The sequence below is a fragment of the Salinicoccus sp. CNSTN-B1 genome (genome assembly GCF_054792835.1).
In genome coordinates this window covers 183,195-207,282 of sequence record NZ_JBTWMN010000004.1, presented here as the reverse complement: position 1 = coordinate 207,282, position 24,088 = coordinate 183,195, and the positions used below count along the sequence as shown (strand labels likewise).

The following is a 24,088-nucleotide window of genomic DNA, read 5'->3' as shown; positions in this document are numbered from 1 at the left end:
CCTTCCTCTCTATATTAAAACTGTATTTATTTTTTATCATACAGGAAATGAATGCAGAGAAACATTAATCACGTTGATATACATTAATAGTCCGAGCATGTACTATGCTAAACGATAAAAAGAAGAGCAATATTTGTAGAATTTTAGCTAATAAGAAAATGCGATTTTAATTAACACAACAAGAGTTAGGATTGCAGATGAGATGACCCTTGTCGAAGTGCTTAAAAAGAAGAAAATTAAAGGTTCTGCGATTGATGTCTATGAAGAGTTAAAGATGAATAGTAATTTAATTGGCATGAAGAAAGTTGTCTTAACGCTGTATATTGGAAAATGTTTTAAATTTCTAGTCAAATATAATCTAGACAAATTAATTTATATAAGCGAAAACCTGAGTCTCAGCTGTTAATGTTTTTTGTGAGTTTTGACTTCATCCTCGCTTACCGGGATATTAATAAGCAATTCAGCCCTTATAACCTTCGCACTTGGGGCTCGGGGACATAAGTTCTCAAAAGTTATTATTTTTTCTGGAGATATTTATGTCCCAGCCTCAATATAAAAACACAATGCAAAATTGAGGTGTACCTATGAATCATTCAGCTTAATACTTATCGAGTTCCAGCATTTCTCTAAACGTTTCACCGTTATAATCTCTTCTAAAAATACCGCGTTTTTGCATTTCCGGGATGACTAAGTCGACAAAGTCTTCAAGACTTCCTGGGAGTGTTGGAGGCATCAAGTTAAATCCATCTGCGGCACCTTCATTCATCCATCTTTCTAATTCATCGACAATTTCTTCAGGTGTGCCAATGAGTGTTAAATGTCCACCCCCAGCGTTGAGATAACCAAGTAGTTCTCTGACTGTGGGATCTCTGTCTTCTATAATTTCTAAAACAGTTTGATAACGTCCAACAGGTCCTTTGAATTCTTCGACTGGCGGCAATTTTGGTACTTTTTCGTCGAGTTTCCATGATTTTGTATCTTGTTGAATAAAGAATTCGAGCTGATTAAGTGCAGTATCAATTGGAAGTAGGTTATCTAATTTTGCTTTCTTTTCTTGCGCTTCTTCTTTCGTTTTACCCACGTAAGTCACTAGTCCGGGAAATACTTTGATATAGTTGTGTGGACGACGGCTTTCTTTTATGGCTTGATTTAATTTTTCACGATAAATATTTGCTTGTCTTAAGTTCCAAGAAACTGAATAGACAGCATCAGCATATTTCGCAGCAAGTGCAACACCTTCTTTTGAAGCCCCGGCTTGCATAGCCACTGGCTTACCCTCTTTTCTTAAAGGTAAAGTTAGTGGACCTTTAACTTGGAAGTTTTCACCATTGTGATTGAATGGCTGAATATTTTTATTTTTAGTAATTGTGTCATTTTCTTTATCTGGCTTGTAGCTTTCAATTGACCACGATTCAAATAATTTATTCATGACTTCAGCAAATTCATCCGCTTTCTTATAACGAACGGCTCTCTCAGGCAATTCAGGTATACTGTGGTTTTGTGCTTCGCGGTCGGTCATTGATGTCACTAGATTCCATCCCATGCGTCCTTTTGTTATGTGTTGCAGTGTGAGTAACTGTCTTGCTGTGGTAAATGGGTTATTAAATGTACCTGAAATAGTTGAAACTAGTCCAACGTTATCTGTGACTTTACTCATAGCAGTTAATGCAACAACTGGGTCAAAATAACTCGCTGGTAATTCTGTTGGACTATCTGCGGGGAAGGCTTGTGAATCTGCAAAAAATACGGCATCAAATTTTCCGCGTTCTGCAATTTTTGCCAGATTTTCATAATAATCAATTGTCGTGAATTCATTGACACTCGAATCATCTTCTAACCATGCTGCCTGATGATGACCCACACCATACATTAAAATTCCTATATTTAACTGTTTAGAATTATTCATAATATATACCGCCTAGTTCATAGTAAGTCCGCCGTCTACCGTGATGTTTTGTCCTGTAATCCCATCTGCTGCCTCAGAACAAAGATAAACAACCATATTAGCAACGTCTTGTGGTGTTGTTACTTTTCTCAATGGTGTGGACTGTGCGATTAAATCAAATACTTCTGGTGTTGTGACTGCACTTGCGTCTGTTGTTTTCAGTAAACCGCCAGAAACAACATTTGCTCGGATACCATACTGTCCAAGTTCTGCTGCAACGTTTCTGGTGAATCCAATTAAAGCAGCTTTTGCAGTAGTGTACTCGTGATATGGTACTACAGGATTTTGATATAGATTCGTTCCAATACTGATAATTGCACCGTCTTTACGTTCTAAAAACTGTGGTATTACACTTTGTGATACGTTGAATGCAGCTTTTAGTGTCCCGTCTAACTGTTGCTCGTAATCTTTATAAGTTAAATCTTTAAATGCTTTTTGAGTGGTTGGATCAAATTTAAAATTAACGAGTGCATTGTTTACAACAACATCAATCTTGGCCAAATGTTCAGTTCCTTTTTTAACTAACTGTTCAACTGCTTGACGGTCTGTAATGTCCGCTTGAATCGCAATGGCTTGTGCTCCAATTTCTTTTTTTAACTTCTCCGACTCTTCTTTACTGTTGTTGTAGTTAATTATGACATTAAAGCCTTTTTCACTTAGCGCTTTTACGATATAGCTGCCAAGTCCTCTTCCGCTTCCCGTTACTAAAACTGTCCTTGTCAAATAAATCACTCCTATAATTTTTTAGAATTTCGTTTGTCAAAATAAGCTAGACAGTTCTTTCTCACCCATGTAACCCAAAAAGACTTCCAATGGTGTACGATAGTTCAATGATTTTCTTGGGATATGGTTTCTTCTGGCGGCAACCGATGAGATAAAAGCTTGGTCGACCGTGTTGAAATCCATATCTTTAGGCAGGCCATCCCTTCTGAGCAAGCCATTGGAATGTTCGTTTAACCCCCGCTGTGATGGTGTGCCCGGATCGGCAAAGTAGATGGATAGATCATTTCGATTGCTCATCGACTGCCAGTTGGAGAACTCCTTGCCACAATCGAAGGTGATGGATTTGAATAGGTTTCTAGGCATCTGTTGACACCATGTATTAATGGCAGACTCAATATCCAGTGCGGTTCTGCCTTTGGGTTTTAATGTGATGATGGCTTTTGACAGACGCTCAACCAGCGTGATGACCGCACTCTTGTGACGGACACCGACAATGGTGTCGCCTTCAAGGTGGCCGAACGCTTCATTGAAAGTGGGATAGTCATCCACTCTTTCAGAGATATTACGCCTGAAGGCTTGTCTGCCCGGCGTTCCTGATGGCCATTCGGTTTTCGCTTGCCCTGCATTGGCAGCTTGGCCGCATCAAAGGTTTCCCGTTTGAACATCCGATACAGCGTGCGACCCGAGCAGTCAATTGGCATCTCCTGCCGGCCGACGATCACATCCGGTGTCCAGCCCTGAGCGACCTTCTCTTCGATGTACTTCCGTTGACTGGTCGGCAAGACACTTTGTTTTCTACCACATCGCTTCTTATTTTCTTTATAGCGCTGATAGTAGTCGATGGCGGTGTGCCCGGCCTTGAAATGCGTGATGACATTGTGGATAGTCTGCCGGGCACGTCCGAGCCGTTTCGCAATCTGAGCCACGGTAGTTCCGTGTCGGAAATAGGCTTCTATGAATACTAATTCATCCGTGGTAATATGGGTGTCGGTCATGCATGATCACTCCTATGATTTCTTTTGTCGGAAAACCATTTTGAGTGTATCATGTGTGACCGTTTTATGTGTCTAGCTTAATTTTACAATCGGCGGAATAAAAAATACGCAACCTTCATAGGAAAGTTACGTATCGAGAGTAATTTATATGCCCACAAGGACATAGATATACAACTGTATCGATGTAACACTTTCCTACGCCAGTTTTAACTAGATCAGGTTCAAAGGGTCTGAGGTTACCCTCATCTCAGTTTATAAAAACGCCCCTAGTGCGAATCTATTCTATTTAACCTCATTGTAGTACTTTACAAAGATACGTCAAGTAAATCACAAAACGATCATGGAAATCATCAGTGTAAATTCCATACCGTATTTTTTGGAGATTTTCGGAATGAACGGTGAGAACAAACCAAAAACGCCGAGCAGCAGAATATTCATAAAACCAACCATAGTAGTGCTTCTATTCAGTTCTTCGGTAAAGAATGGTACAAGCAGCCTGGCAGGAGAGATTGGCGATCTTAAAGTCGCACCAATCAGTACAATTGCAATAAACAATAAAATAGAATAAATAAAACGCTTATCTATTTTATTTGAAGAACCCCTCCATACAATAACTCCGGAATCTTGAGTTTCATCAATTTGTTTCCGTCTCATATCATACAATCCTCAGTAGGTGTACATTACTGGAGAATTTTTGCAGAAAAAAAGCCCGCTCGGTCAGCGGGCTGAACTTTTAGTTTTCAAATTTGGCCATTTTATTCGCTTTTTCTTCATACTTAGGGAATTTATCTTTCAGCCATAATACTAACAATACGAGCAGGTAAGCACCAGCAGCTGTTGCAAGCAGGGTATACATTATTGTGCTGAATTCCATGTTAAATGCCTGGCCGAAAATCGCATCTTTAAAGCCGGACACGACGAATGCCATCGGCAGGAATTCATAAAGCGTTTGATAGAAATTGTTTGCAGTTTCTATCGGGAAAGTTCCGCCGCTTGATGATAACTGTACAATCAGCAGTACGATTCCGAGGAATTTGCCGAAGTTGCCGAATATCATTACCAGCAATCCTATAATGGAAATGGAAACGAGTGACCATACAAGCATCGCAAAGTAAAATCTCCAGTGGCTGGCAATCTCAATCTGCATTATCCAGACAATTGTAGCATACAGCAGAGTTGTAATGATTACCGAGTGAGATAAAAACAGCAGACCGCGGCTGAGCCACTGGCTGAATACATTTTTCTTATTTTCGAATATTTTATTCATCGGGTAAACAACGTTAAATGTAATAGCTCCGATATACAGACTGACTGCAATAACTAACGGTGCAAAACTCTGCGCATAGTTTTGTGTATCCACCATGGACTCAATATCCAGGTTAACAGGACTTGCAATCGCTTCTGCTCCCTCATCAGTGAAAACAATATTCTGTTCTTCTATGTCCGCAAGCAGCTCGTTAAATCTGGTATCAACCTCTGTAAGTGATTCTGCCATTTCGCTGGAGCCTGCTTTCAACTCGCTGATACCGCCGTTCATTTGCACAATACCTGAATTCAATTCAGAAGCGCCGCCAGCAAGCTGTGTGCTGGATTCATTTAACTGGCCTGCTCCATTTTCAAGTTCTGACTGTGCACCTTGAACCGGCTGTGCGTAATTTCCAAGCATTGGTGCCAGCTGAGTGATCTGTTCTGTAAATTGCTGTTCACCATTATACAGTGTTGCTGCTCCCTCGCTGACTTGCGAAGCGCCGCTTTCAAGGTCGTCTGCGCCTTCTGTTAACTGCGCTGAGCTGTCTTCGAGCTGGCCAAGTCCATCGTCAAGCTCGACTGCACCGTTCTTCAGCTCAGCAATGGCATCTTGTGCCTCATCACTCTGGTCGGACAAACTGCCGAGTTCGCTAATCAATGTTTTGGTATATGTTTCTGTAATTTCTTTTTGAACTGTCTCGACCAAGACTGAACCGACTTGTTCAGACATGATTGAACCGATGAAATTGAATCCCGGATTTGTCTTTAGTTTAAGGTTTACATTTTCCGGCGATTCGCTTAAGAAGGTCATGGCATTATCAGAAGCATCTGCGGGGATTTCCAGATATCCGTATGATTCTCCGCTTTTAATTGCTTCTTCTGCTTTTTCCAGAGTAGAAAATTGCCAGTCCAGCTGGTCGTTATCTTTCAGCTCAGCTTCGATTTCTTTTCCGAGCTCTATATCTTCGTTGCCAGCATCTTCATTTACTATATGGAACTGCATATCTCCTGTGTGGTCATATGGGTCCCACATTGCACCGAGAAATGTCAATGAATATATAACCGGAAACAGTGAGATGACTGCAAGAGATATTAATAACAACGGTTTTTTAAATACAAATTTAAAATCCTGTAACATTTAATCATCCTTCATTTTTTGTGTTAAAGTTATCGTACACGTTGTACAATAACTCATTATAAGGCGATTAAATTATTCTTCAATGGTTGATATATCTTTTTTTGTGGGATAACCAACACATTGTATAGAAAGGTTGTTTATTTTTGAAAAAAGATTTAAGAGTGCAGAAAACACTAAATGCAATTGACAATGCCATCATTACCCTACTTGAGAAAAAGTCGTTTGAAAGCATAACCATCCAGGACATCAGTTCAGAAGCCATGATTAACCGGGGAACATTTTATACTTATTATAAAGATAAATACGAACTGATAGAAAGTTATCAAAATTCGATGATGACGGATATTGAACAGCTGCTTTACAAAAATATTACAGGTAGCAGTTTTAAAGATGTGGATGAGAACAATCTTAACAATACTATTCTGAAAGTGTTCCAGTATCTTAAAGATAACCGCAAACGCGTACTCGTTATTGCAAATAGTCTCGGCAGCGCAGAACTTGCAAAATATTTTTCACAGCATATGTTTGATTTTTATAAAGTGAAAAGCAGAGAATTCGGTGTTGAACTGGATTCTGAAATATTTACTGATTATTTGATTACTTACATCACAAACGCCCATATTGGTATACTTTTAAAATGGCTCAAAGGCGGCTGTGAAGAGTCAATTGAAGTGATGGCAATGTTTATTGAAACATTTACGATAAATGGTGTATTCAAAACCGTGGGGATCTGATGCGCTGGGTAGTAATGGGCAACAAACGTTTTAAAATGGATATTAAACATGTCCTTGGTCATGTAACTCATAAGGCTGCAAAACGCATCAATACACCTGTGATGATTATCAAATAGCATAAAATGCCTGATTACTCGACTGGTAAGCAGGCATTCTTTGTAGTCCAGGAATGCAGTCAATTCGGTTTTCAGTAATGTGTTCACCGCCGTTTCCAGGTGGCTGCGGAAGATTTCTGTGACATCTTCTTTTTTTACTAGAGCCTGAATAATATCTGATGTAAAATGATCCATAAGGGAAGTCCTCTTTTCTTGGGGTGTGTTGTGGTGACTCAATTCTACAAGAAAGGGGCTCCCTTTTTCTATTTATCCATTTACACAAACTATTTTACGCTCTCTAGAAAGGGGCTGGGACATAAAGGTCCCTGAACACTAAGAAAAATGGCGATTCATCCCGATAAGCGGATGGATCGCCATTTTTTGTGTCTGTTTCCAAAGCAGTGCGCACCATTCGGGTGAACTTCCGGAGGTTCCCGGCCAATAATGCGAGGCCGATTTCGATTTTCATCTTGCGTCTCCCGCGGAGTGAAAATCGACGGAACGCCAAATTGGCCTTCAAATTGCCGAAAACCGTCTCGACATCTACCTTGCGCTGCTGATAGATGCTGCGGTGCCCTTCAACTGAAAGCTGCTTTTTCGCCTGGGCCCTGAAGTAGTCCAGGTTCATATTCTTTTGGATGCGTTTGGTGGTCTGCCTGTCGCTTCTGGATGCACCGATCATACAGTGGGCATCCGGTACAATCTTTTGATGCATACATTTTAAACGCCCGGGTGTAGCCATATTTGTCGGTCCGGTTGGCATAGCGTTCAAACCGGAGGGGCCGCCCGTCCGGGCAGATGTACATATCATTCCCATCATCATACGGCCAATTGTCCGGGTGCATTTCATCGGTTTGGTGCTTCTGCTTCTGTTCCTTATGGTATGTATTGTAGGGGATCAATGCCGTGCGGCCGTAATCATCCATGATCATCTCGTAATTGGACTCACTGCCGTAGCCGGCATCGGCCACAATCTTTTCAGGTAGATGCCGGAACACTTCAAGCATCGTATGGAGGAAGGGCTTCAATGTCCGCGTATCCGTCGGGTTCGGATAGATGTCGAATCCGAGCACAAACTGATTGCTGGTCGCAATCTGGAGATTATAGCCGGCCTTCAGCTGGCCGTTCTGCATGTGGTCGTCCTTCATGCGCATGAACGTGGCGTCATGATCGGTCTTTGAATAGCTGTTGCGGTCACCGAGTATCTCCAATTGCACTGTGTATTTCAGCTCCCGATCCCGCAGATCTGCGCATTTCTTCTTGGCCTTGCGGATGACGGACCGTTTGGACCGTTTGGCTTTTCTCTCTTCCACGGCTTCCGTCGCATCGATGGTCTCCGTCAGATCCGCCTCCACCGTCTCCAGCGCCTGGTGCATCGTGTGCAGGTGATCGGCCGTCACGACGGTTTCCGACTCTTCAAGGAGGGCGGGCACGATCTGCTCTGCATACAGCGTTTCATACATCAGCTTCGATTGGGCCCGGAGCTTCTCCTGGTGTTGCGCGACGCTTTTCTTGAAGACGAATGTATATTTGTTGGCATTGGCTTCCAGTTTGGTTCCGTCGATGAACAGGGCATCGGTGTCGATCAGACCATGCGCTTCCAGCTGCATTCTGAACTGGATGAACGCGGCCTGGATCAGTGCCGCCATATCGGGGTGCACCCGGAACCGGTTGATGGTCCGGTAGGACGGCCGCTGATTCTGGGCGAGCCACATCATCCGGACGCTGTCGGACAGGAGCGCTTCAATCTTCCGGCCGGAATACACGGATTGGGCATAGCTGCACAGGATGACCTTCATCATCATCCGCGGATGGTAGGATGCGGCGCCGTATCCATGCGCAAAGCCTTTGAATTCGGCGTCCGGGATGCTTTCTACCAATGCATTTACGGCAACGGCGATGTCATCGTCCGGTATCATGACCGACAAATCGAGTGGCAGTGTAATCTGGTTCATGTTATAATCTTTATACATAAGGCACCTCTTTTTCTGTTTGTGTGGTTACTTACATTATAAAGGGTGTCTTTTGTTTTGTCTTTTATTTATATACATAGGAATCCCCGGGTTAAAATCGTCATTTTAACCCGGGGATTCCGTTTTGGACGGGACTTATGTCCCAGCCCCTTTCTAGTTTGTTCTCAAAAAACACTAACGTGATTATCAGCCAACCTCCCCTATTTATTGCCTAGCTTGCTATTAATCTTCCTGCTTTCCAGTACTGCCATAAAATAGAAGGCGGTATAGATGATAAGCATGATGATTAATATCAAACTTGCATAGTATAGAATATCCTCTGAAGTAAGCATTATCCAGTCGTTTAACAATGCAATTATCGTGAATGAAGTCATTCCTACTGCTATTTGGATTAGTGTAACGAATAACTGCGATAAATTTGTATAATGCAGCATAGAAACAAGACCTATCATCATTGAGGCAATCCATACTGAGATGATCTCTTGAGGATGCAGTGTTTCTACTGGACCCAAGACCCCATTCAAAAGATATATGAAACTCCCAAGGCCGACAGCAACTAAAACATTTTTTATTATATTCGCTAACATCATATCCCCAACCTTTCTTTTAACGCTGCAACATAGCGTCTTGAAATACTGATTTTTTTATCATTCTTCATGCGCGCGATCAAATTTCCGGAAAATGAAGGTTCGACGCGGTCGATCATTTGAATATTCAACATCCCTGATTTTGATACTTTCAAAAATGTCTCTGATTTCATCTCTTCCATCAACGCAATCAAACTTTTGTTTGTCGTCGAAATATGTTTATCGTTTGTGTAGATGGTCAACGTTCTACCCTGCACTTCTGCGCAGATGATGTCTGCTTTCTGCACCATCAAATACTCCTCTTCCGAGCGGATGACGAGGTTCTCCCTATCGGTTGTAAAATAATCTATGTAGGATATGATGCGTGCGCCTACATTTGCTGTACTTGTGTGGATCTTAATCTCATCATCGCTTAACTCCGTGTCAATTACCAATTCAGTTCTCATGGAAGTCCTCCTTACTGCATGGTTCATCTATAGTGGCGTCAAGCACTTATCTGGGTTGAAAGTGACAAGTGAGGTTCTTGCGCTGTTAACACAAGTATATAATGAAAAATACTATTGTCAGGCATTTTTGTACAAGCGGTCATAAATCATACGCAACCGGTCAATCGAAGTGGATGATGTACTTAAAAAGTTGATGAATATTTGATTGGATAAATTATATTTAACTTCTAGCACACGATTATTTGAAACAGGCAGAAGCATCAAAGAGAATGTAATTGGGTATATTCAGGAGCAGAGATGAAAAAGGGATATATGATCAGTTCTAAAGTAAACTGATGCAAAATATTGAAAAGGTGGAGAGTTGGAATGAACATTTTAATTTTAGGTGGGACTGGACGGGTCGGCAGCCATATGTTGAAACATGCACTTGACGACGGGCACCAAGTCACGGCACTGGTGCGTGATGCAGAGAAAATACAAGTGGAAAGCATCAATTTAACAGTTGTCGAGGGTAATGTGCTGAACAGGTCAGACATACTGAATGCGATGAACGGTATAGATATGGTGATCAGTGCACTTGGTACGGACGGCACTACTACCCTCTCAGAAGGCCTCCCTTCAGTTATAGAAGGTATGGAAGAAGAGGCTTAAAACGTCTCATCACCATCGGGACTGGTGGGATATTGAACAGCAGGACAGAGCCCGGATTGTTACGTTATCAATCGAACGAATCGAAAAGAAAAACGACACGGGCAGCAGAGGAACATCATAAGGTCTTCAACCTCCTTGAAGACTCCCAACTTGATTGGACGATCGTCTGCCCTACCTACTTGCCCGATGGAGAATATACGGGCCAATACCGTGCAGAACGCGACTACCTTCCCGAAGGTGGTAAAATGATTTCTGTTCCTGACACGGCGGAGTTTGCGTACAGCCAGATACAGGATGATAGATTTATAAGGAGCCGCGTAGGACTGGCGTATTAATACCCCTTGCGTCTAACGGCACAACCCTAATCAGACGACAGGTCTATTTAAAATATTAAATAGACAATAGACATATATTTTCCAGGAGGCGCATATGTATGAAGAACGCTGAACAACTTAAATCTGCATTGAACAAATTGGATGGCCAGAAGTACGGCACCTATAAACAGTTGAAAGGGACTTATCAGTTCGACCGCTTCAAGCTGGCAATCGATCACGTACAGGTCGACCCTTACGCCCCGCCATCCAAAATGCGGATTATAATGAATCGTGATACAGCAGGAATTCCAGCCGAATTGCTCGATTCAAAGGACAAAATCATAGCAGTAGCGGATTTTCTGACACGTGCATTTGGTGAGAGTATTAAAAAACATAAAAACGGCGCTAAAATGAACAGTAAAAACATCAAGATCCTGATTGACCGCCCCGGTGAAGAAATTTTGGAGCGGACTTCTGTCGTCATCGGTGAACATGAGCTCGAAGTACGCTTCGAAGTCGGTCTGCCGGCTGCAGGCCGGAGGATTCTGGGCAAGGCAGCAGCGGATATAATTACTGGTATACTGCCTAAAATTGCAGATGACTCCCTGCTGTATCAGAACCTTGACCAGAAAGGACTTGAGAAGCAAGTGAGTCTGGTGCTCGATCAGATGCATATTCGACAAGTGCTTAATCAAAAGAATCTAGTGGCATTTGTGGCGAACGGTGCCATCCTGCCCCGCACTAGCGGTGTGTCAGATAAGCCATTGCAAGGAGCAGTGCCGTTTTCAAGTCAGAAAACCTCAAAGTTCAGATCGATCTCCCAAGTGGAAAGACAGTCACAGGTATGGGTATTGCTGAAGGCATCACACTGATCGTCGGGGGTGGCTATCATGGCAAGTCCACTCTACTTCAAGCGTTGGAACGAGGTGTCTACAATCACGTTCCAGGAGATGGTCGTGAGATGGTCATTACACGGAGTGATGCTGCGAAGATCCGGGCGGAAGATGGTCGCAACATCGAAAAGGTGAACATCAGTACATTCATCAATAATTTGCCCGCGAAAAAAGATACACACGCCTTTTCAACGGAGAATGCGAGTGGTAGCACTTCGCAGGCCGCAAACGTGATTGAAGCGCTTGAATCAGATTCTAGCCTTCTATTGATCGATGAGGATACTTCAGCAACCAACTTCATGATCCGCGATGCCCGGATGCAGAAGCTCATTGCCCCTGATAAAGAGCCCATCACACCTTTTTCGCAAAAAGTAAAGCCATTGTACGATGAGGAAAATGTATCGACCATACTGATAGTAGGCGGTTCTGGTGATTATTTCGATGTGGCGGACCAGGTGCTGATGATGGATGAATACAGGTTGAAAGACGTGACGGATGCCGCAAAGGAAATTGCTGCGTCAGATGCAGATAAAAAAGGAAATATGTCAGACGAGAAATTCAGCGAGATCAGCCAGAGGATTCCACTGAAGTCAGGGTTCTCGAAATCCGGAAAAGATGATCGGCTGAAAGCAAAGGGGCGCACTACGATAATGTATGGCAAGGAGCCGATTGAGTTGGCAGGGCTGGAACAGCTTGTAGATGACAGCCAGACGAACTGTATTGCAGTCATGATCGATTATCTCAGACACAACGTACTGGATGACACTCTGACATTATCCGAGGCCGTCGACCAGGTCTACAAGCATATGGAACGTAATGGACTGGATGCGCTCTTGCCCTACTCCGGTCATCCCGGTAACTTGGCGCGGCCGAGGAAGCAGGAATTCATCGGTGCACTCAACCGTTATCGCGGTTTCAAAATCAAAGGGTGACCTATAAGGACTTTTATGAAAAGTACACAAACCAATATTAAAGAAGGATAGATTCGATCAACGAATCTATCCTTCTTTTTGGTTTCACACATTCTATTGCTGCAGTTTTCCTGCGGTATATCCACCATCGACAGGTATCGTAACCCCACTGATCTGTCTGGCCAAATCTGAGCATAGGAACATAACAGCGTTGCCCTGGTCCTGGGGGTCGCCATCTCACCTCTAGGCAGGGATTCGAGCACGCCGTTGTACTGTTCAGGATGACTCTCCGCCCACCCTTCGATGGCCGGAGTGATGGTCAGCCCCGGGGCAATTGCGTTTATCCTTATATTCTGTTTGCCGTATTCAAGAGCAACTGATTTCGTCAGTCCGACCACACCGTGTTTAGAAGCAGTGTATGGAACCATATTCGGCGCGCCCTCCAATCCAGCTCCTGAAGCGGAATTGACGATGGCGCCGCCACCTATCTTCAGCATCGCATTGATTTGGTGCTTAACGCAGTAGAATACGCCGTATAAGTTTATTTTTATGGTCTTATCCCAGTCTTTTGAGTCCATATCGCCTATTTTAACCTGGCCTGCGTTGATGCCGGCATTGTTATGGGCAAAATCCAACTTACCGAAAGCAGAGACGGTTTCGTTCACCAGTGCCTCCACTTGTGCTTCATCACTGACATCACATTTGAAGAATTGTGCCTCGCCTCCGTTGTCTTTTATGATTTTGACGGTTTCCCGGCCGCCTTCTTCACTGATATCGGATACCATCACTTTTGCGCCTGCTTCTGCCAAAGCAACAGCGCTTGCGCGCCCGATGCCTGAACCAGCTGCTGTGACGAGCCCTGCTTTATCCTTCATAAGTCCTGTCATGGGAACATCCCTTCCTTAAGTGGTTTTACACTCTTATATTACCTTAGCGTAGGATTTAGGAAAAATATAATGGACATAATAGAAAAAATGACGATCCAACCCCCTGTCGGGTAGGTTCGGGTAGGTTCGGGGTAGGTCGCCATTCATTTTAATCCTATAAATCTTTATCTTTCTGATCCATAAGCTTATTATATGCTTCGAGATACGTTTTTTCCGCATCAGAAGCCCTGTCCATCGCATTCATGGCTCTGTGCCATAGCGGATAGATTGGCTCGGGTTGCGTCAGGTCGTTTATCTGGACGATTTCGTTATCCGTCAGCTGCAAATCGTATGACGCGATATTTTCCTCAAGCTGTGCTTTATTCCTTGCACCGAGAATTATAGAGTCGACATTCGGTCTATCCCGCAGCCAGGCCAAGACGACTTGAGGAACAGTGGCGTTATGTTCGGAAGCTACATCCTGAAGCATTTCGACAAGATCAAAGAATAGTTTTTCATCTTTGACATAAGGTTCTCCCCAACCCTCACCTTGGCGGGTACCTGGTTCTGCTTTTCTGTCTCTTGAAATCTTGCCGGTCAACAGACCTTCACCGAGCGGTGACCATATCGTATTGCCGATGCCCAGTTCCTTTGCTGCAGGCAGCAGTTCATACTCCGCTTCCCGGGATTCAGGTGTGTAATAGACCTGATGGGCAATTGGTGGCATCAAATTATTTTCAACAGCGAATGTGTGGGTTTTGGCCAATGCCCATCCACTATAGTTGGACACGCCCCAATATCTGATCTTGCCTCTTCTGATGAGGTCATTCATCGCCAGAACTGTTTCTTCAACTGAAACCTGGCCATCCCATACATGAACATAATAAAGGTCCAGGTAGTCGGTGCCGAGCCTATTGAGTGTCTCATCAATGGATGCTTCGATATTGATGCGGGTCGCACCGACATCATTCGGGTTATCTGTCAATTGGAAACCCGTCTTGCTGGCAATCACCATATCTTTGCGTTTATCCCGGATTGCTTTGCCGAGTACAATTTCAGCATCACCCTTAGCATAAAGGTTCGCAGTATCGAAATGGTTGATGCCATGTTCCAAGGCATAGTCGACCAACGCATCTGCGGTACTCTGATCCATGTCTCCTGCGGCTTCAAAACCTTTTGTTCCGCTGAACGGAATGGTTCCAAGTGCATATTTGGACACGTTCAGACCAGAATCACCTAGTAGTCTATAATCCATCTTCATCCCTCCATTGCTTTTTCTCTACCCTGCTCTCAATTTAGTAAAACTTGAAGACGAGATGGCCCCTCACCCAGAGGATCCAACCATTTCATTCGATATGCTGCCGAAGTGATATATGCTAGAATACATGCAAGCAACAACTATTGGCAAAACAGCAGAAGGGGCGGTAATATGTCGAATGAAAAAGACGAAATCATTTTGCGTGGTCTTAGAGCGAATAACCTGAAGAATATCGACCTCAACATCCAAAAGGAAAAGATTACGGTTTTCACAGGCATTTCGGGTTCAGGGAAAAGTTCTGTCGTCTTCGATACACTCGCAACGGAAAGCAGACGGCAGATGACAATGAATTATCCGATGTATGTAAGAAATCAGATGCCTCGATACGAACGTCCGAAAGCGGACCTGATGAAGCAACTCAGCTCCGTGGTCGTCGTCGAACAGCGGCCGATCAGCGGAAATTCCCGCTCGACAGTCGGTACGTATATGGATGTCGACCCACTCATCAGACTTTTGTTCTCACGCATCGGCGATCCCCGATTGAATCTGCAACGGATTTCTCCAATCAAAGTTCTTTCGGAAAATGCCCATCGTGCAACGGTTTCGGTGAAATTGTCGCTCCCGACCTCCATAAATTGGTCGACGTCGATAAATCGCTGAAGGAATATGCGGTACGGTTCAAGCCACTGTCGCCATCTGGCTGGCAAGGTAGATGGATGATTACAGGAGAATTGTTCAATCCCGATATTCCAATCAAAGAATTTTCAGAAGAAGACTATCAACTCTTCATCTATGGACCACCTGAAGGGGAGCGTGTTTTCGCCCCCTTCCACACTAAAGACGGACCGCATCCTCATGAATGGGATGGCTTGCTGCCACGCTTCACGCGCCTGTACATCAATCGGGATGTATCAAAACTCGCCCAGACTTCACTGGATGACGTGTTGGAGATGACCAGCCGGCAACCTTGTCCGACATGTCAAGGCTCCGGATTGAATCCGGAAGTATTGGCATGCAAGATCAATGGTTCTAACATCGCAGATTATGATGGATTCGAGCTGATGGAATTATTGACGGAGCTTGAAAGGATCGACGACCCTATTGGTTCTGCAATCGCCCTCCAAACAATCCCCTCCATCAGACAACTTATAGACTTGGGGCTTGGCTATCTGAGTCTCTCCCGGAAGATGGAGATGCTCTCCGGTGGAGAGGCCCAACGTGTAAAAATAGCGCGTCACCTAGGCAGCAGCCTGAACAACATCACATATATATTTGATGAGCCTACTGCGGGTCTACACCCGGAGGAAGTGGCATTGCTCATACAGATGCTGGAGCAGATTAAGGCGCAACATAATACTGTCGTCGTCATTGAGCATGACACCTCTGTCATCAAGGTTGCTGATGAAATTGTTGAAATGGGCCCAGATGCCGGGACGCATGGCGGAGAAGTCATCTATCAGGGAGATCAACAAGGCTTGGAGCAGTCCCCGCTGCGACAACGCTCCAGCGTACAGTTGAAATCAATGAACAACCGCGTCAGGCTGAAGAATCGTTTTCCATCAAACATGCATCAATGAATAACTTGAAGGATATAACAGTCGATATCCCGAAAAATATCCTCGTTTCTGTCTGTGGGGTATCCGGTTCCGGCAAGAGTTCATTTATGCTGGAAGCATTTCCTGGGAAATATCCAGAAGCAATTATGGTCGGTCAAGCACCGATCGGCATCTCGAGCCGTTCGACACTGGCCACATATATGGGGATCATGGACGATATACGGGCGATATTCGCGCGGGAAACAGGCGAGCCTGCCGGATTGTTCAGCTTTAATTCACTGGGCGCCTGTCCAGTCTGCGACGGCAAGGGAATCACTAAGCCGGATGTCGCGTTTGCCGACCCTGTCACGGTGACTTGTGAGGCTTGTGGGGGCACAAGGTATTCCGACGAGGCATTGTCACATTCGTACAAGGGGAAGAATATCGTGGAAGTTCTCGACCTTACAATCGAGGAAGCGAAAGCCTTTTTTGAACTGCCGAAAGTGATAAAACGCATCAGTACTTTAATGGATGTCGGCTTGGAATATCTAACCCTCGGACAGACCACAAGTTCCCTGAGCGGAGGAGAAGTGCAGCGGCTGAAGCTGGCGAGCCATCTGAAAAGAGAAGGACAGATCTATATTCTGGATGAACCTTCCCTAGGTCTGCATGCGCAAGACAACGATAAACTGCTTGATGTCTTCCAACGTCTTGTGGATCAAGGGAATTCAGTCATCATCATTGAGCATAATGTCGATTTCATAGCGGCAAGTGATTGGATAATCGAACTTGGTCCGGGTGGAGGCAAGAATGGCGGTGAAGTGATTTTTGAAGGAACGCCACAGAAAATGGCTACTGCTGACACACTGACTGCAAAGTGGCTGAGGCGCTGAAGGCGTAGTTCAGCTGAAAATATGAATATGCAATAGAAAAACCATCTCTTAAGCAGGTTGATACCTTAGCTTATGAGATGGTTTTCATTGTACATAAAAAAGCTGGAGACAAGCATATCTCCAGCTTTTTAAAACCGATATTTAAAATTAACAGTTCTATAACCCCATATTGACGAACGGACGATGATAGTCAAGAGTACCTTTAATCTGTTTCACGTTGACATCTGTACCTTCGAGCCATTTCTTAAAATCAAAGATGACAGGTTTTTTGTCCGGTCCGATGACGAACCATGCTTTTGATGCTTTAGGGAAATAAACCGATGTGTGGATAGTGCCTGCAGAGGCGTCATATTTATTTGAAAATACGCCATGTTCGGGATTGTTCATAACCTTGAAAGCTTCGTAGGGATTCGTGGAATATTGCTGCTGTTCCTGTATCGTCTGCTCGCGCTGGCGTGTTTCTTCCTGGCGGTAGCGGTTCTCTTCATCAAGGAGATGGAAATGGTTTGTACATACATTTGACCTTCTGGCCACGACTTTTCTCGGAGAGGCTTCAATGACATAGGAAACGCCCTCCGGATCCAGAACTACATAACTGAACGACTGCCGGTGGGGTATCTCTTTCAATAGTGCGACAGCCTCATCCACATTTGCGCATGTTTCCAATATCAGACGGCCGATCATATTACATAGGAAGCCATCATCTGAATTTTTACTGTGGGTGAAGTTGTATCCCATCACAAGCCCCTTCTCATTCATACCATCTATACGTCCAGTAATCTGCATGGATGGGCCGATTGTAGCGTATCCATGATCTGTTGGGGCATAGAATAGATAACGGCCTTCATACCCACGCGGGTGGCTGTCGTAGTTGCGGACCATGAAGTCGCTATCAGTGAATATCGAGCATCCACTCCTGACGTATTCCAATAATAGCCGCCAAATAACCGGAATGCTTCTTCCATCTCCGTGTCGAGGGCATCTGCGAGACCATAGATTTCATCAAGGATGGCCGGCGAGAATTGTGAGATGATGGATATGAATTTTTCCGGGTTGATGAGGAAATGCCGATCTTTTTAGGCCCCCACTGTTTTTCACGATTTGGAAGTATCAGGGAGTCTCTGAGCTGTACGCCCTGATAGTAGCCAAAATCATAATGCGTGCCTCTATATTGGAAGACATCGCTGTAGAATTGTTTCATTATATCTCCGCCTCTAAATATTCTTCATATCAGTATACATATTTTATGGGAAAATACATTAATATTGCTTGTATAAAGTAACTGCCATCTAGTCGGCAGATCTACTCTGCCCGAACAAAAAAGCAGATGGGAAGATTTAGGCACTCTTCCCATCTGCTTAATCCGCAAGATTACACGCAGTAATGATTTTAATATTTTATTTTTGTAGCCATTCCCAGGCCTTATTGATTTCAGCCTTATCGAAGTGCTGAACTTCTATGCCGGGAAGCCAATCGACCACGCTTGCTCCCATATCCACCCACGACTGGTTGGATACGAAGACAAACTTTTCATATTGCTTCCAATGTTTAAGGTCTACAGCACCCCCACTCAGGAAGGCATCTGCGTCTGTTCCTTCCACATCCTTTATATAGATGAGGCCACTGAGTCTTTTATCATCCCCATACTTACCATCCATAAATGCTTCCGCATTTTCTACGTCATTTTGCGTCAGTTCGCCATCCATTTCGATATATACAATATTCGGGTAACGACTGTCTTCAATCTTCATCATCGTTAAACCAACTCCTTGGATGATGTTTCTACTCTCTATGATTTTACCCGTTACTAGGCGATCTGAAACAGGAATGGGGTTGGTTACAACAGTGGAAACTGTGCGATACAAGGGCGTTATCTGCATATTATGGAACTGTATTTGATAACGCTGTTACTTATGGCCAATCCCTTTAAAACGCTTTAATAGCAGTGTTAATTGATATCTAAAAATGGTATTAAAGTGTGCATAACGCTAGTGCGACCGCCGTTATATATAAGGAAATACCCGCATCCTTTACATGCGGGTATTTTGAGTAGGACTCCGTATAGAAGTCCGATATTCATAGGTTGTTTTGATATGAATTATTTAAGTTTCACTCATCAAGTTCTTAAGTTTTGGACTTACAAGTATTAGGAGCACCCCGATACCTAGAGCAGTAAGGCCAGAATATAGGAAGTAATCTTCTGTACTGATGATGCTGTAGATTTTCACCATCTGCGCGTTGAGCCCCTGAGCCATGGCGTTCGATAGGAACCATACGCTCATCATCTGTGAAGTGAATGCCTTAGGAGCAAGTCTGGTCGTTGTAGAGAGCCCGATAGGTGAGATGCACAATTCCCCGAGTGTGATGAGCATAAAGCTCAAGACGAGCCATATCGGGTTGATCAGTTCCTGTCCGCCCGTCAACGGTATTATCATCAGAAGGTACGCTGCTGCCGCCAATATGACGCCTAAGGCGAACTTGATTACGGTTGAAGGGTTGAATCTGCCCAATTTAACCCAAAGCAATGAAAAGATCGGTGCAAATATAAGGATGAACATTGGGTTCAGTGATTGGAACCAAGCAGCTGGAATATGAAAATCTATCAATCCGTTAGTCAAGTTGGCCATGCTCAACTCCGTCTTCTTATCGGAGAATTGGGCCAAGAATCGTTGAACCTTGTTCCTGGATCATCCAAAAGGCGACCGAAGCAATGAAGAGAGGTATGTACGCAAATACATTACGCTTTTCACTTTTTTCAACCTTTTTACTTTTTAAGATTACAATAATGTATATAGTCGGCAATAGGACACCGATCAGAGTGATTACATTGGAAAAATTGCTTATTTTAAGTTCATCAGTCAAATACGCAATGATGACGAGCGCTGCAATGATTACCGCAGCTATGGTCAAATACTTCAGTGCATTGAGTTTATCGCTTTTACTCAATGGATCAGGCACGTCTTTACCCAAGTCTCCAAGGAATTTATTGCCGGTGAGAACATAGATGACGAGCCCTATGAACATACCGATTGCTGCTGCAGCAAACCCTGCATGGAACCCAACGTTCACCTGCAACCACCCTATAATCAATGGAGAGATGAGCGCGCCCATGTTGATGGACATATAGAAGAGTGTGAACCCTGAATCGATGCGGGAATCATTCTTTTCATATAGCATGCCTACTGTTGTACTTATGTTTGGCTTCAATAACCCTGACCCGATTATAATGAACAGCAGGGCAACCATCAGAAGCGTGAAGTTGCCTGGTATTGCCATTAGAATATGTCCGATCATAATCAGGACCCCGCCATAGAATAAGGCGTTTCGCGTACCGGTGATCCTGTCAGCCACCCAGCCGCCGATGGTGCCGGTCATATATATTAAAGCACCATATATGGAAACAATCTGCAGTGCTGTGCTCTGATCGAGTCCAAAGCCGCCTTTAGTGACAGAATAATAAATATAGTAGGCCAGTATGGCCTTCATGCCATAGTAGCTGAACCTTTCCCAAAATTCAGTAAAGAATAGTGTAGATAGGCCTTTTGGATGACCAAAGAAACCTTTATCTGGAACGTTAGTATTTTGATTTGCCATTGTTATCCTCCTCAATATTATAAATTTAAACATTGGATATTATAATTTTCAAACTAAAATTGGTCGAAAAAGTATGAATTATGGATTATTACAATAATTATTTAGTTCAATAGAGATAAATGACTATATACAAGTATAATGTAAATTTAAGTTAAAAATGATTATCATATGATAGAAGCACAATACATCATGCAAAATTGATAGTATAGTAGTATGAGATGTAAAATATTTTAGGCTTCTGCCCGGAAGAATCATGAAATAAACGAGAATAGCTTAAAATTATGGTGAAATAAAGGAGATTTATAATGAAACGGAGAGATAATCGGAAGCAAGGAGATCTGGAATGGATTGTTGAAGAACCATCAGAGCTTCTGAAGTTTTTGTTTGCAGCTATGCCCTCCCGCAGCAGGAAATCAGTGAAGGATCATTTGAGTCATGGTCAGGTCTTCGTCAATGGAGAAGGTACAACGCAGTTCAACGAGGCACTGAAGCCAGGCGATCATGTTAAAATTCTTCCCAAGATAGCGTCGAAGAATGTAAAGATCAAAGGCATCAAGATTCTGCATGAAGATGATGACATTGTCGTAATCGAAAAGGAGGCAGGGATTCTTTCTATTGCATCAGATAAAGAGAATCAGATGACCGCGTATCGTCAATTGGCAAGTTACCTGAAGGAGGTCAATCCCAAGAATCGGATATTTGTTGTTCATCGTTTGGATCGTGAGACCTCCGGCATCATGATATTTGCGAAAAGCAAATACATTCAGCAGAAGCTGCAGAATGCATGGAAAGAGGCTGTGCCGGAACGGATGTACATTGCGCTGGTCGAAGGAAAAGTGAAGGAGAACGGCACGATCACATCATGGCTGACTGAGAATAAGGCATTGATCATGCGCTCGAGTAAAAATCCGAATGAAGGAAAAAAGGCAGTCACTCATTATAAAATAGTGAAGTCCAATCGCAATTTTACATTGCTGCAGGTGAATCTGGAGACTGGGCGTAAAAACCAGATCCGCGTGCATATGCAAGACATTGGGCACCCTATCGTGGGGGATAAGAAATACGGTTCAAGAATCAATCCAATCGGCAGGATTGGATTGCATGCGCATGCGATGACTTTCATCCATCCGACAACTAAAGAAACAATGCGATTTGAGTCGGAGATACCTAAGTCATTCACGAAAAAAATAAATTGATGAAAAATCTTTATCCTGGCATGTCTCATTAGGCATGTCGGGTATTTTTTTGACTGAATATTATGGCTATATAAATCGCATTGCGAGTAATTATGAGGCATGATAATATGACCACTATACCAATCATCCTACAAATTTAAGGAGAAAAATATGATACATAAAACGAACCGTGTTCATCTGGTAGAACAAGTGGCCATACAGATGGAAGATCTGATAGTGTCTGGCGTGTGGCCAGTAGATGAAAAAATACCGCCGGAGATGGAGTTGATGAAAGAGTTTGATGTCAGTCGAAACACATTGCGTGAAGCGATACGTGCTTTAGTCCATGCAGGGTTACTTGAATCCAGGCAAGGCAGCGGCACCGTCGTCCGTTCTGCAAATGCGCTCAGCGCGACTTTAAAGCGCTACATCAAAAAATCAGCTTTACTGGATACGCTTGATGTTCGTTTGGCTTCTGGAGCAGCAGGCTGCACAATTGGCAGCCATACATAGGAATGAGACAGATTTGGCAACACTTGAACAATGTATTGAGGCTTGCCGACAAGCGGTACGGGATAAAGATCGTAAAAAGTTCGTCGCAATGGATACACGCTTTCATCAGACTGTAGTCCAGGCCTCTGATAATCAATTGTTGATTGATCTATATGAACCACTCCTAGAAAATATTTCGGAATCGATAGAAGCACTGATGGATTTAAAGACACCATTAAAATATGAAGAAGAACTGCATCTTGATTTATTTGCAGCAATACAGAATAAAGACAAAAGGGCAGCTTCAGTGTATGTCGAAGAGTACATCGGCGCACTGAAAAAGACGCCGCTGAAATGATGGAGGAATAATTGCATGGATAGGAACGGAAGATCATATGGATCAAAATTTGGTTCAAAGCGTAATTGGCTGCTGGTCATAGGAATTATTCTGGTGGGAGCCAATTTAAGGGGGCCTCTGACCTCGGTGGGAGTTCTGATCCCATTCATCAGGGAAGATCTTGCAATCAGCAATGCGGTCGCCGGCGCCATCACCACATTACCGCTGTTGGCATTCGCCCTCCTCTCCCCGATCGCCCCTAAAATCGCCAATCGGATTGGTATGGAGCGGACTGTCGCCTTATCGCTAGTTATACTTATTGCAGGAATTGCAGTCCGCTCGATTTCAGGAATCAATTTTCTTTTCTTGGGCACTTTCTTCATAGGCCTGGCAATATCAGTAGGAAATGTACTGATACCTGGCATCATAAAAGTGAAGTTTCCATATAAAATCGGTTTGATGATGGGTATCTATGCCATCTTCATGAATGTGTTCGGAGCGCTTGGCTCAGGAGTCAGTGCCCCACTTGCCTCAATGGGAAATTTCGGGTGGCAAGGTTCCTTGGGCATGTGGCTCATACTGGCTGCAGTATCACTACTGGTCTGGTTGCCCCAACTTAAAGAAAAAGAAGATAGGCAAGCGGGCGTCAAGAAAGATAAGGATAGTAGTTTACTGCGCTCTCCGCTAGCATGGAAGATTACGATATTCATGGGGAGTCAATCGTTGATTTTCTATACATTGGTCACTTGGTTGCCGGATATTCTGCAGCAGAATGGCTATGATTCCAATGCAGCCGGCTGGATGGTCTTCCTGATGCAGTTTGCCATCATCCCTGTTACTTTTGTTGTGCCAGTAGTAGCGGAGAAGATGAAGAATCAGGTTGCGTTGAGTTTCATGACGGGCGCTCTGTTCATTACCGGCTTAGCCGGATTGCTCCAAGGCAGTGCATTGCTTGTGCCGCTATGGGCAATCCTGATCGGAGTGGCAGCAGGGAGTGCCTTCAGCTTATCCATGATGTTCTTCACTCTGAGGACGAAAGATGGTAAAGAGGCTGCAACATTGTCAGGAATGGCTCAATCATTCGGTTATCTACTTGCTGCGGTCGGCCCGGTGCTGGTTGGTGCCTTGCATGATATAACAGGTGGTTGGACACTGCCCCTCACCCTCCTGATCGCTTTGGCGGTCATCATATTGATTGTAGGAACTGCTTCAGGGAAGAAAGGTCAGGTGACTGCCTAAAAGCAGACTGGAAAAACATTTAAATATCTAAGGAGCAAATAAAAGT

15 protein-coding genes, 9 pseudogenes and 1 riboswitch are annotated in these 24,088 nt (G+C 43.8%); of the genes and pseudogenes, 10 read left to right on the top strand and 14 right to left on the bottom strand.

The genetic code is table 11. From position 1 onward, the window contains the following. Nucleotides 1-163 precede the first annotated feature (163 nt). Entirely contained in the window at nt 164-406 is a 243-nt protein-coding gene (locus ACYF68_RS01260) for an NAD(P)-dependent oxidoreductase (protein ID WP_461047437.1), read from the top strand. A gap of 192 nt (nt 407-598) precedes the next feature. Here the strand turns inward: ACYF68_RS01260 and ACYF68_RS01255 are convergent, their stop codons facing one another. The 5 genes and pseudogenes from ACYF68_RS01255 to ACYF68_RS01235 form a co-directional block, all read right to left on the bottom strand. Then, on the bottom strand, nt 599-1,906 hold the full coding sequence (locus tag ACYF68_RS01255; RefSeq protein WP_461045142.1) for an NtaA/DmoA family FMN-dependent monooxygenase: 1,308 nt from the start codon (nt 1,904-1,906) through the stop codon (nt 599-601). A gap of 12 nt (nt 1,907-1,918) precedes the next feature. Then, a complete protein-coding gene (locus ACYF68_RS01250) occupies nt 1,919-2,668 on the bottom strand; it encodes a 3-oxoacyl-ACP reductase (RefSeq protein ID WP_461045141.1) in 750 nt (249 codons plus the stop codon). 36 nt (nt 2,669-2,704) lie between these two features. Further along, a pseudogene (locus ACYF68_RS01245) lies at nt 2,705-3,663 on the bottom strand (IS30 family transposase). Between the two features lie 175 nt (nt 3,664-3,838). Further along, a riboswitch (TPP riboswitch) is annotated at nt 3,839-3,941 on the bottom strand. A gap of 49 nt (nt 3,942-3,990) precedes the next feature. Then, a complete protein-coding gene (locus ACYF68_RS01240; RefSeq protein ID WP_461045140.1) occupies nt 3,991-4,317 on the bottom strand; it encodes a hypothetical protein in 327 nt (108 codons plus the stop codon). A 79-nt stretch (nt 4,318-4,396) separates the two neighbouring features. Continuing rightward, nucleotides 4,397-6,049, bottom strand: coding sequence for a YhgE/Pip domain-containing protein (locus tag ACYF68_RS01235; RefSeq protein ID WP_461045139.1), 1,653 nt, complete (start codon nt 6,047-6,049; stop codon nt 4,397-4,399). Nucleotides 6,050-6,192: 143 nt separating this feature from the next. On the opposite strand from ACYF68_RS01235, the gene ACYF68_RS01230 reads away from it, so the two are divergent. Together ACYF68_RS01230 and ACYF68_RS01225 are read left to right on the top strand one after the other, a co-directional pair. Further along, nucleotides 6,193-6,783 carry a TetR/AcrR family transcriptional regulator gene (locus ACYF68_RS01230; protein WP_461045138.1) on the top strand — a complete coding sequence of 197 codons (591 nt, stop codon included), beginning with the start codon at nt 6,193-6,195 and terminating at the stop codon, nt 6,781-6,783. 8 nt (nt 6,784-6,791) lie between these two features. After that, nucleotides 6,792-6,899 (top strand): annotated as a pseudogene (locus ACYF68_RS01225) (universal stress protein); the annotation flags it as partial. 36 nt (nt 6,900-6,935) lie between these two features. Here ACYF68_RS01225 and ACYF68_RS01220 read toward each other — a convergent pair. The 4 genes and pseudogenes from ACYF68_RS01220 to ACYF68_RS01205 form a co-directional block, all read right to left on the bottom strand. Continuing rightward, nucleotides 6,936-7,073: pseudogene (locus tag ACYF68_RS01220) on the bottom strand (IS256 family transposase); the annotation flags it as partial. A gap of 103 nt (nt 7,074-7,176) precedes the next feature. Continuing rightward, nucleotides 7,177-8,851: pseudogene (locus ACYF68_RS01215) on the bottom strand (IS1182 family transposase). Between the two features lie 200 nt (nt 8,852-9,051). After that, on the bottom strand, nt 9,052-9,441 hold the full coding sequence (locus ACYF68_RS01210; protein WP_461045137.1) for a DUF3021 family protein: 390 nt from the start codon (nt 9,439-9,441) through the stop codon (nt 9,052-9,054). Continuing rightward, on the bottom strand, nt 9,438-9,884 hold the full coding sequence (locus tag ACYF68_RS01205; protein ID WP_461045136.1) for a LytTR family DNA-binding domain-containing protein: 447 nt from the start codon (nt 9,882-9,884) through the stop codon (nt 9,438-9,440). The genes ACYF68_RS01210 and ACYF68_RS01205 overlap by 4 nt, the downstream gene beginning before the upstream one ends. 366 nt (nt 9,885-10,250) lie before the next feature. On the opposite strand from ACYF68_RS01205, the pseudogene ACYF68_RS01200 reads away from it, so the two are divergent. Together ACYF68_RS01200 and ACYF68_RS01195 are read left to right on the top strand one after the other, a co-directional pair. Next, nucleotides 10,251-10,870 (top strand): annotated as a pseudogene (locus ACYF68_RS01200) (NAD(P)-dependent oxidoreductase). Between the two features lie 98 nt (nt 10,871-10,968). Beyond that, a pseudogene (locus ACYF68_RS01195) lies at nt 10,969-12,674 on the top strand (ABC-ATPase domain-containing protein). Here ACYF68_RS01195 and ACYF68_RS01190 read toward each other — a convergent pair. Continuing rightward, nucleotides 12,647-13,540: an SDR family NAD(P)-dependent oxidoreductase gene (locus tag ACYF68_RS01190; protein ID WP_461045135.1), complete on the bottom strand. Its 894-nt coding sequence runs from the start codon at nt 13,538-13,540 to the stop codon at nt 12,647-12,649. The pseudogene ACYF68_RS01195 and the gene ACYF68_RS01190 overlap by 28 nt on opposite strands. 154 nt (nt 13,541-13,694) lie before the next feature. Further along, the gene (locus tag ACYF68_RS01185) at nt 13,695-14,774 is read right to left on the bottom strand and encodes an aldo/keto reductase (RefSeq protein ID WP_461045134.1); all 1,080 of its coding nucleotides are present in this window, start codon (nt 14,772-14,774) and stop codon (nt 13,695-13,697) included. Nucleotides 14,775-14,948: 174 nt separating this feature from the next. On the opposite strand from ACYF68_RS01185, the pseudogene ACYF68_RS01180 reads away from it, so the two are divergent. Next, nucleotides 14,949-17,205, top strand: a pseudogene (locus ACYF68_RS01180) (excinuclease ABC subunit UvrA). 156 nt (nt 17,206-17,361) lie between these two features. Here the strand turns inward: ACYF68_RS01180 and ACYF68_RS01175 are convergent. From ACYF68_RS01175 to ACYF68_RS01165, 3 genes and pseudogenes are all read right to left on the bottom strand, one after another. Beyond that, nucleotides 17,362-18,406, bottom strand: a pseudogene (locus ACYF68_RS01175) (C45 family autoproteolytic acyltransferase/hydolase). A gap of 196 nt (nt 18,407-18,602) precedes the next feature. Beyond that, nucleotides 18,603-18,959, bottom strand: coding sequence for a SpoIIAA family protein (locus ACYF68_RS01170; protein WP_461045133.1), 357 nt, complete (start codon nt 18,957-18,959; stop codon nt 18,603-18,605). A gap of 348 nt (nt 18,960-19,307) precedes the next feature. Further along, nucleotides 19,308-20,799: pseudogene (locus ACYF68_RS01165) on the bottom strand (peptide MFS transporter). A 305-nt stretch (nt 20,800-21,104) separates the two neighbouring features. Here ACYF68_RS01165 and ACYF68_RS01160 point away from each other — a divergent pair. The 4 genes from ACYF68_RS01160 (at nt 21,105) to ACYF68_RS01145 (ending at nt 24,042) form a co-directional block, all read left to right on the top strand. Then, complete coding sequence (locus ACYF68_RS01160) at nt 21,105-21,995, top strand: RluA family pseudouridine synthase (protein ID WP_344700698.1); 891 nt, start codon at nt 21,105-21,107, stop codon at nt 21,993-21,995. Nucleotides 21,996-22,145: 150 nt separating this feature from the next. Next, nucleotides 22,146-22,487 carry a FadR/GntR family transcriptional regulator gene (locus ACYF68_RS01155; protein ID WP_461045131.1) on the top strand — a complete coding sequence of 114 codons (342 nt, stop codon included), beginning with the start codon at nt 22,146-22,148 and terminating at the stop codon, nt 22,485-22,487. Continuing rightward, nucleotides 22,435-22,824: a FadR/GntR family transcriptional regulator gene (locus ACYF68_RS01150; RefSeq protein ID WP_461045130.1), complete on the top strand. Its 390-nt coding sequence runs from the start codon at nt 22,435-22,437 to the stop codon at nt 22,822-22,824. The genes ACYF68_RS01155 and ACYF68_RS01150 overlap by 53 nt, the downstream gene beginning before the upstream one ends. 15 nt (nt 22,825-22,839) lie before the next feature. Then, nucleotides 22,840-24,042: a CynX/NimT family MFS transporter gene (locus tag ACYF68_RS01145; RefSeq protein ID WP_344700700.1), complete on the top strand. Its 1,203-nt coding sequence runs from the start codon at nt 22,840-22,842 to the stop codon at nt 24,040-24,042. Nucleotides 24,043-24,088: the final 46 nt, after the last annotated feature.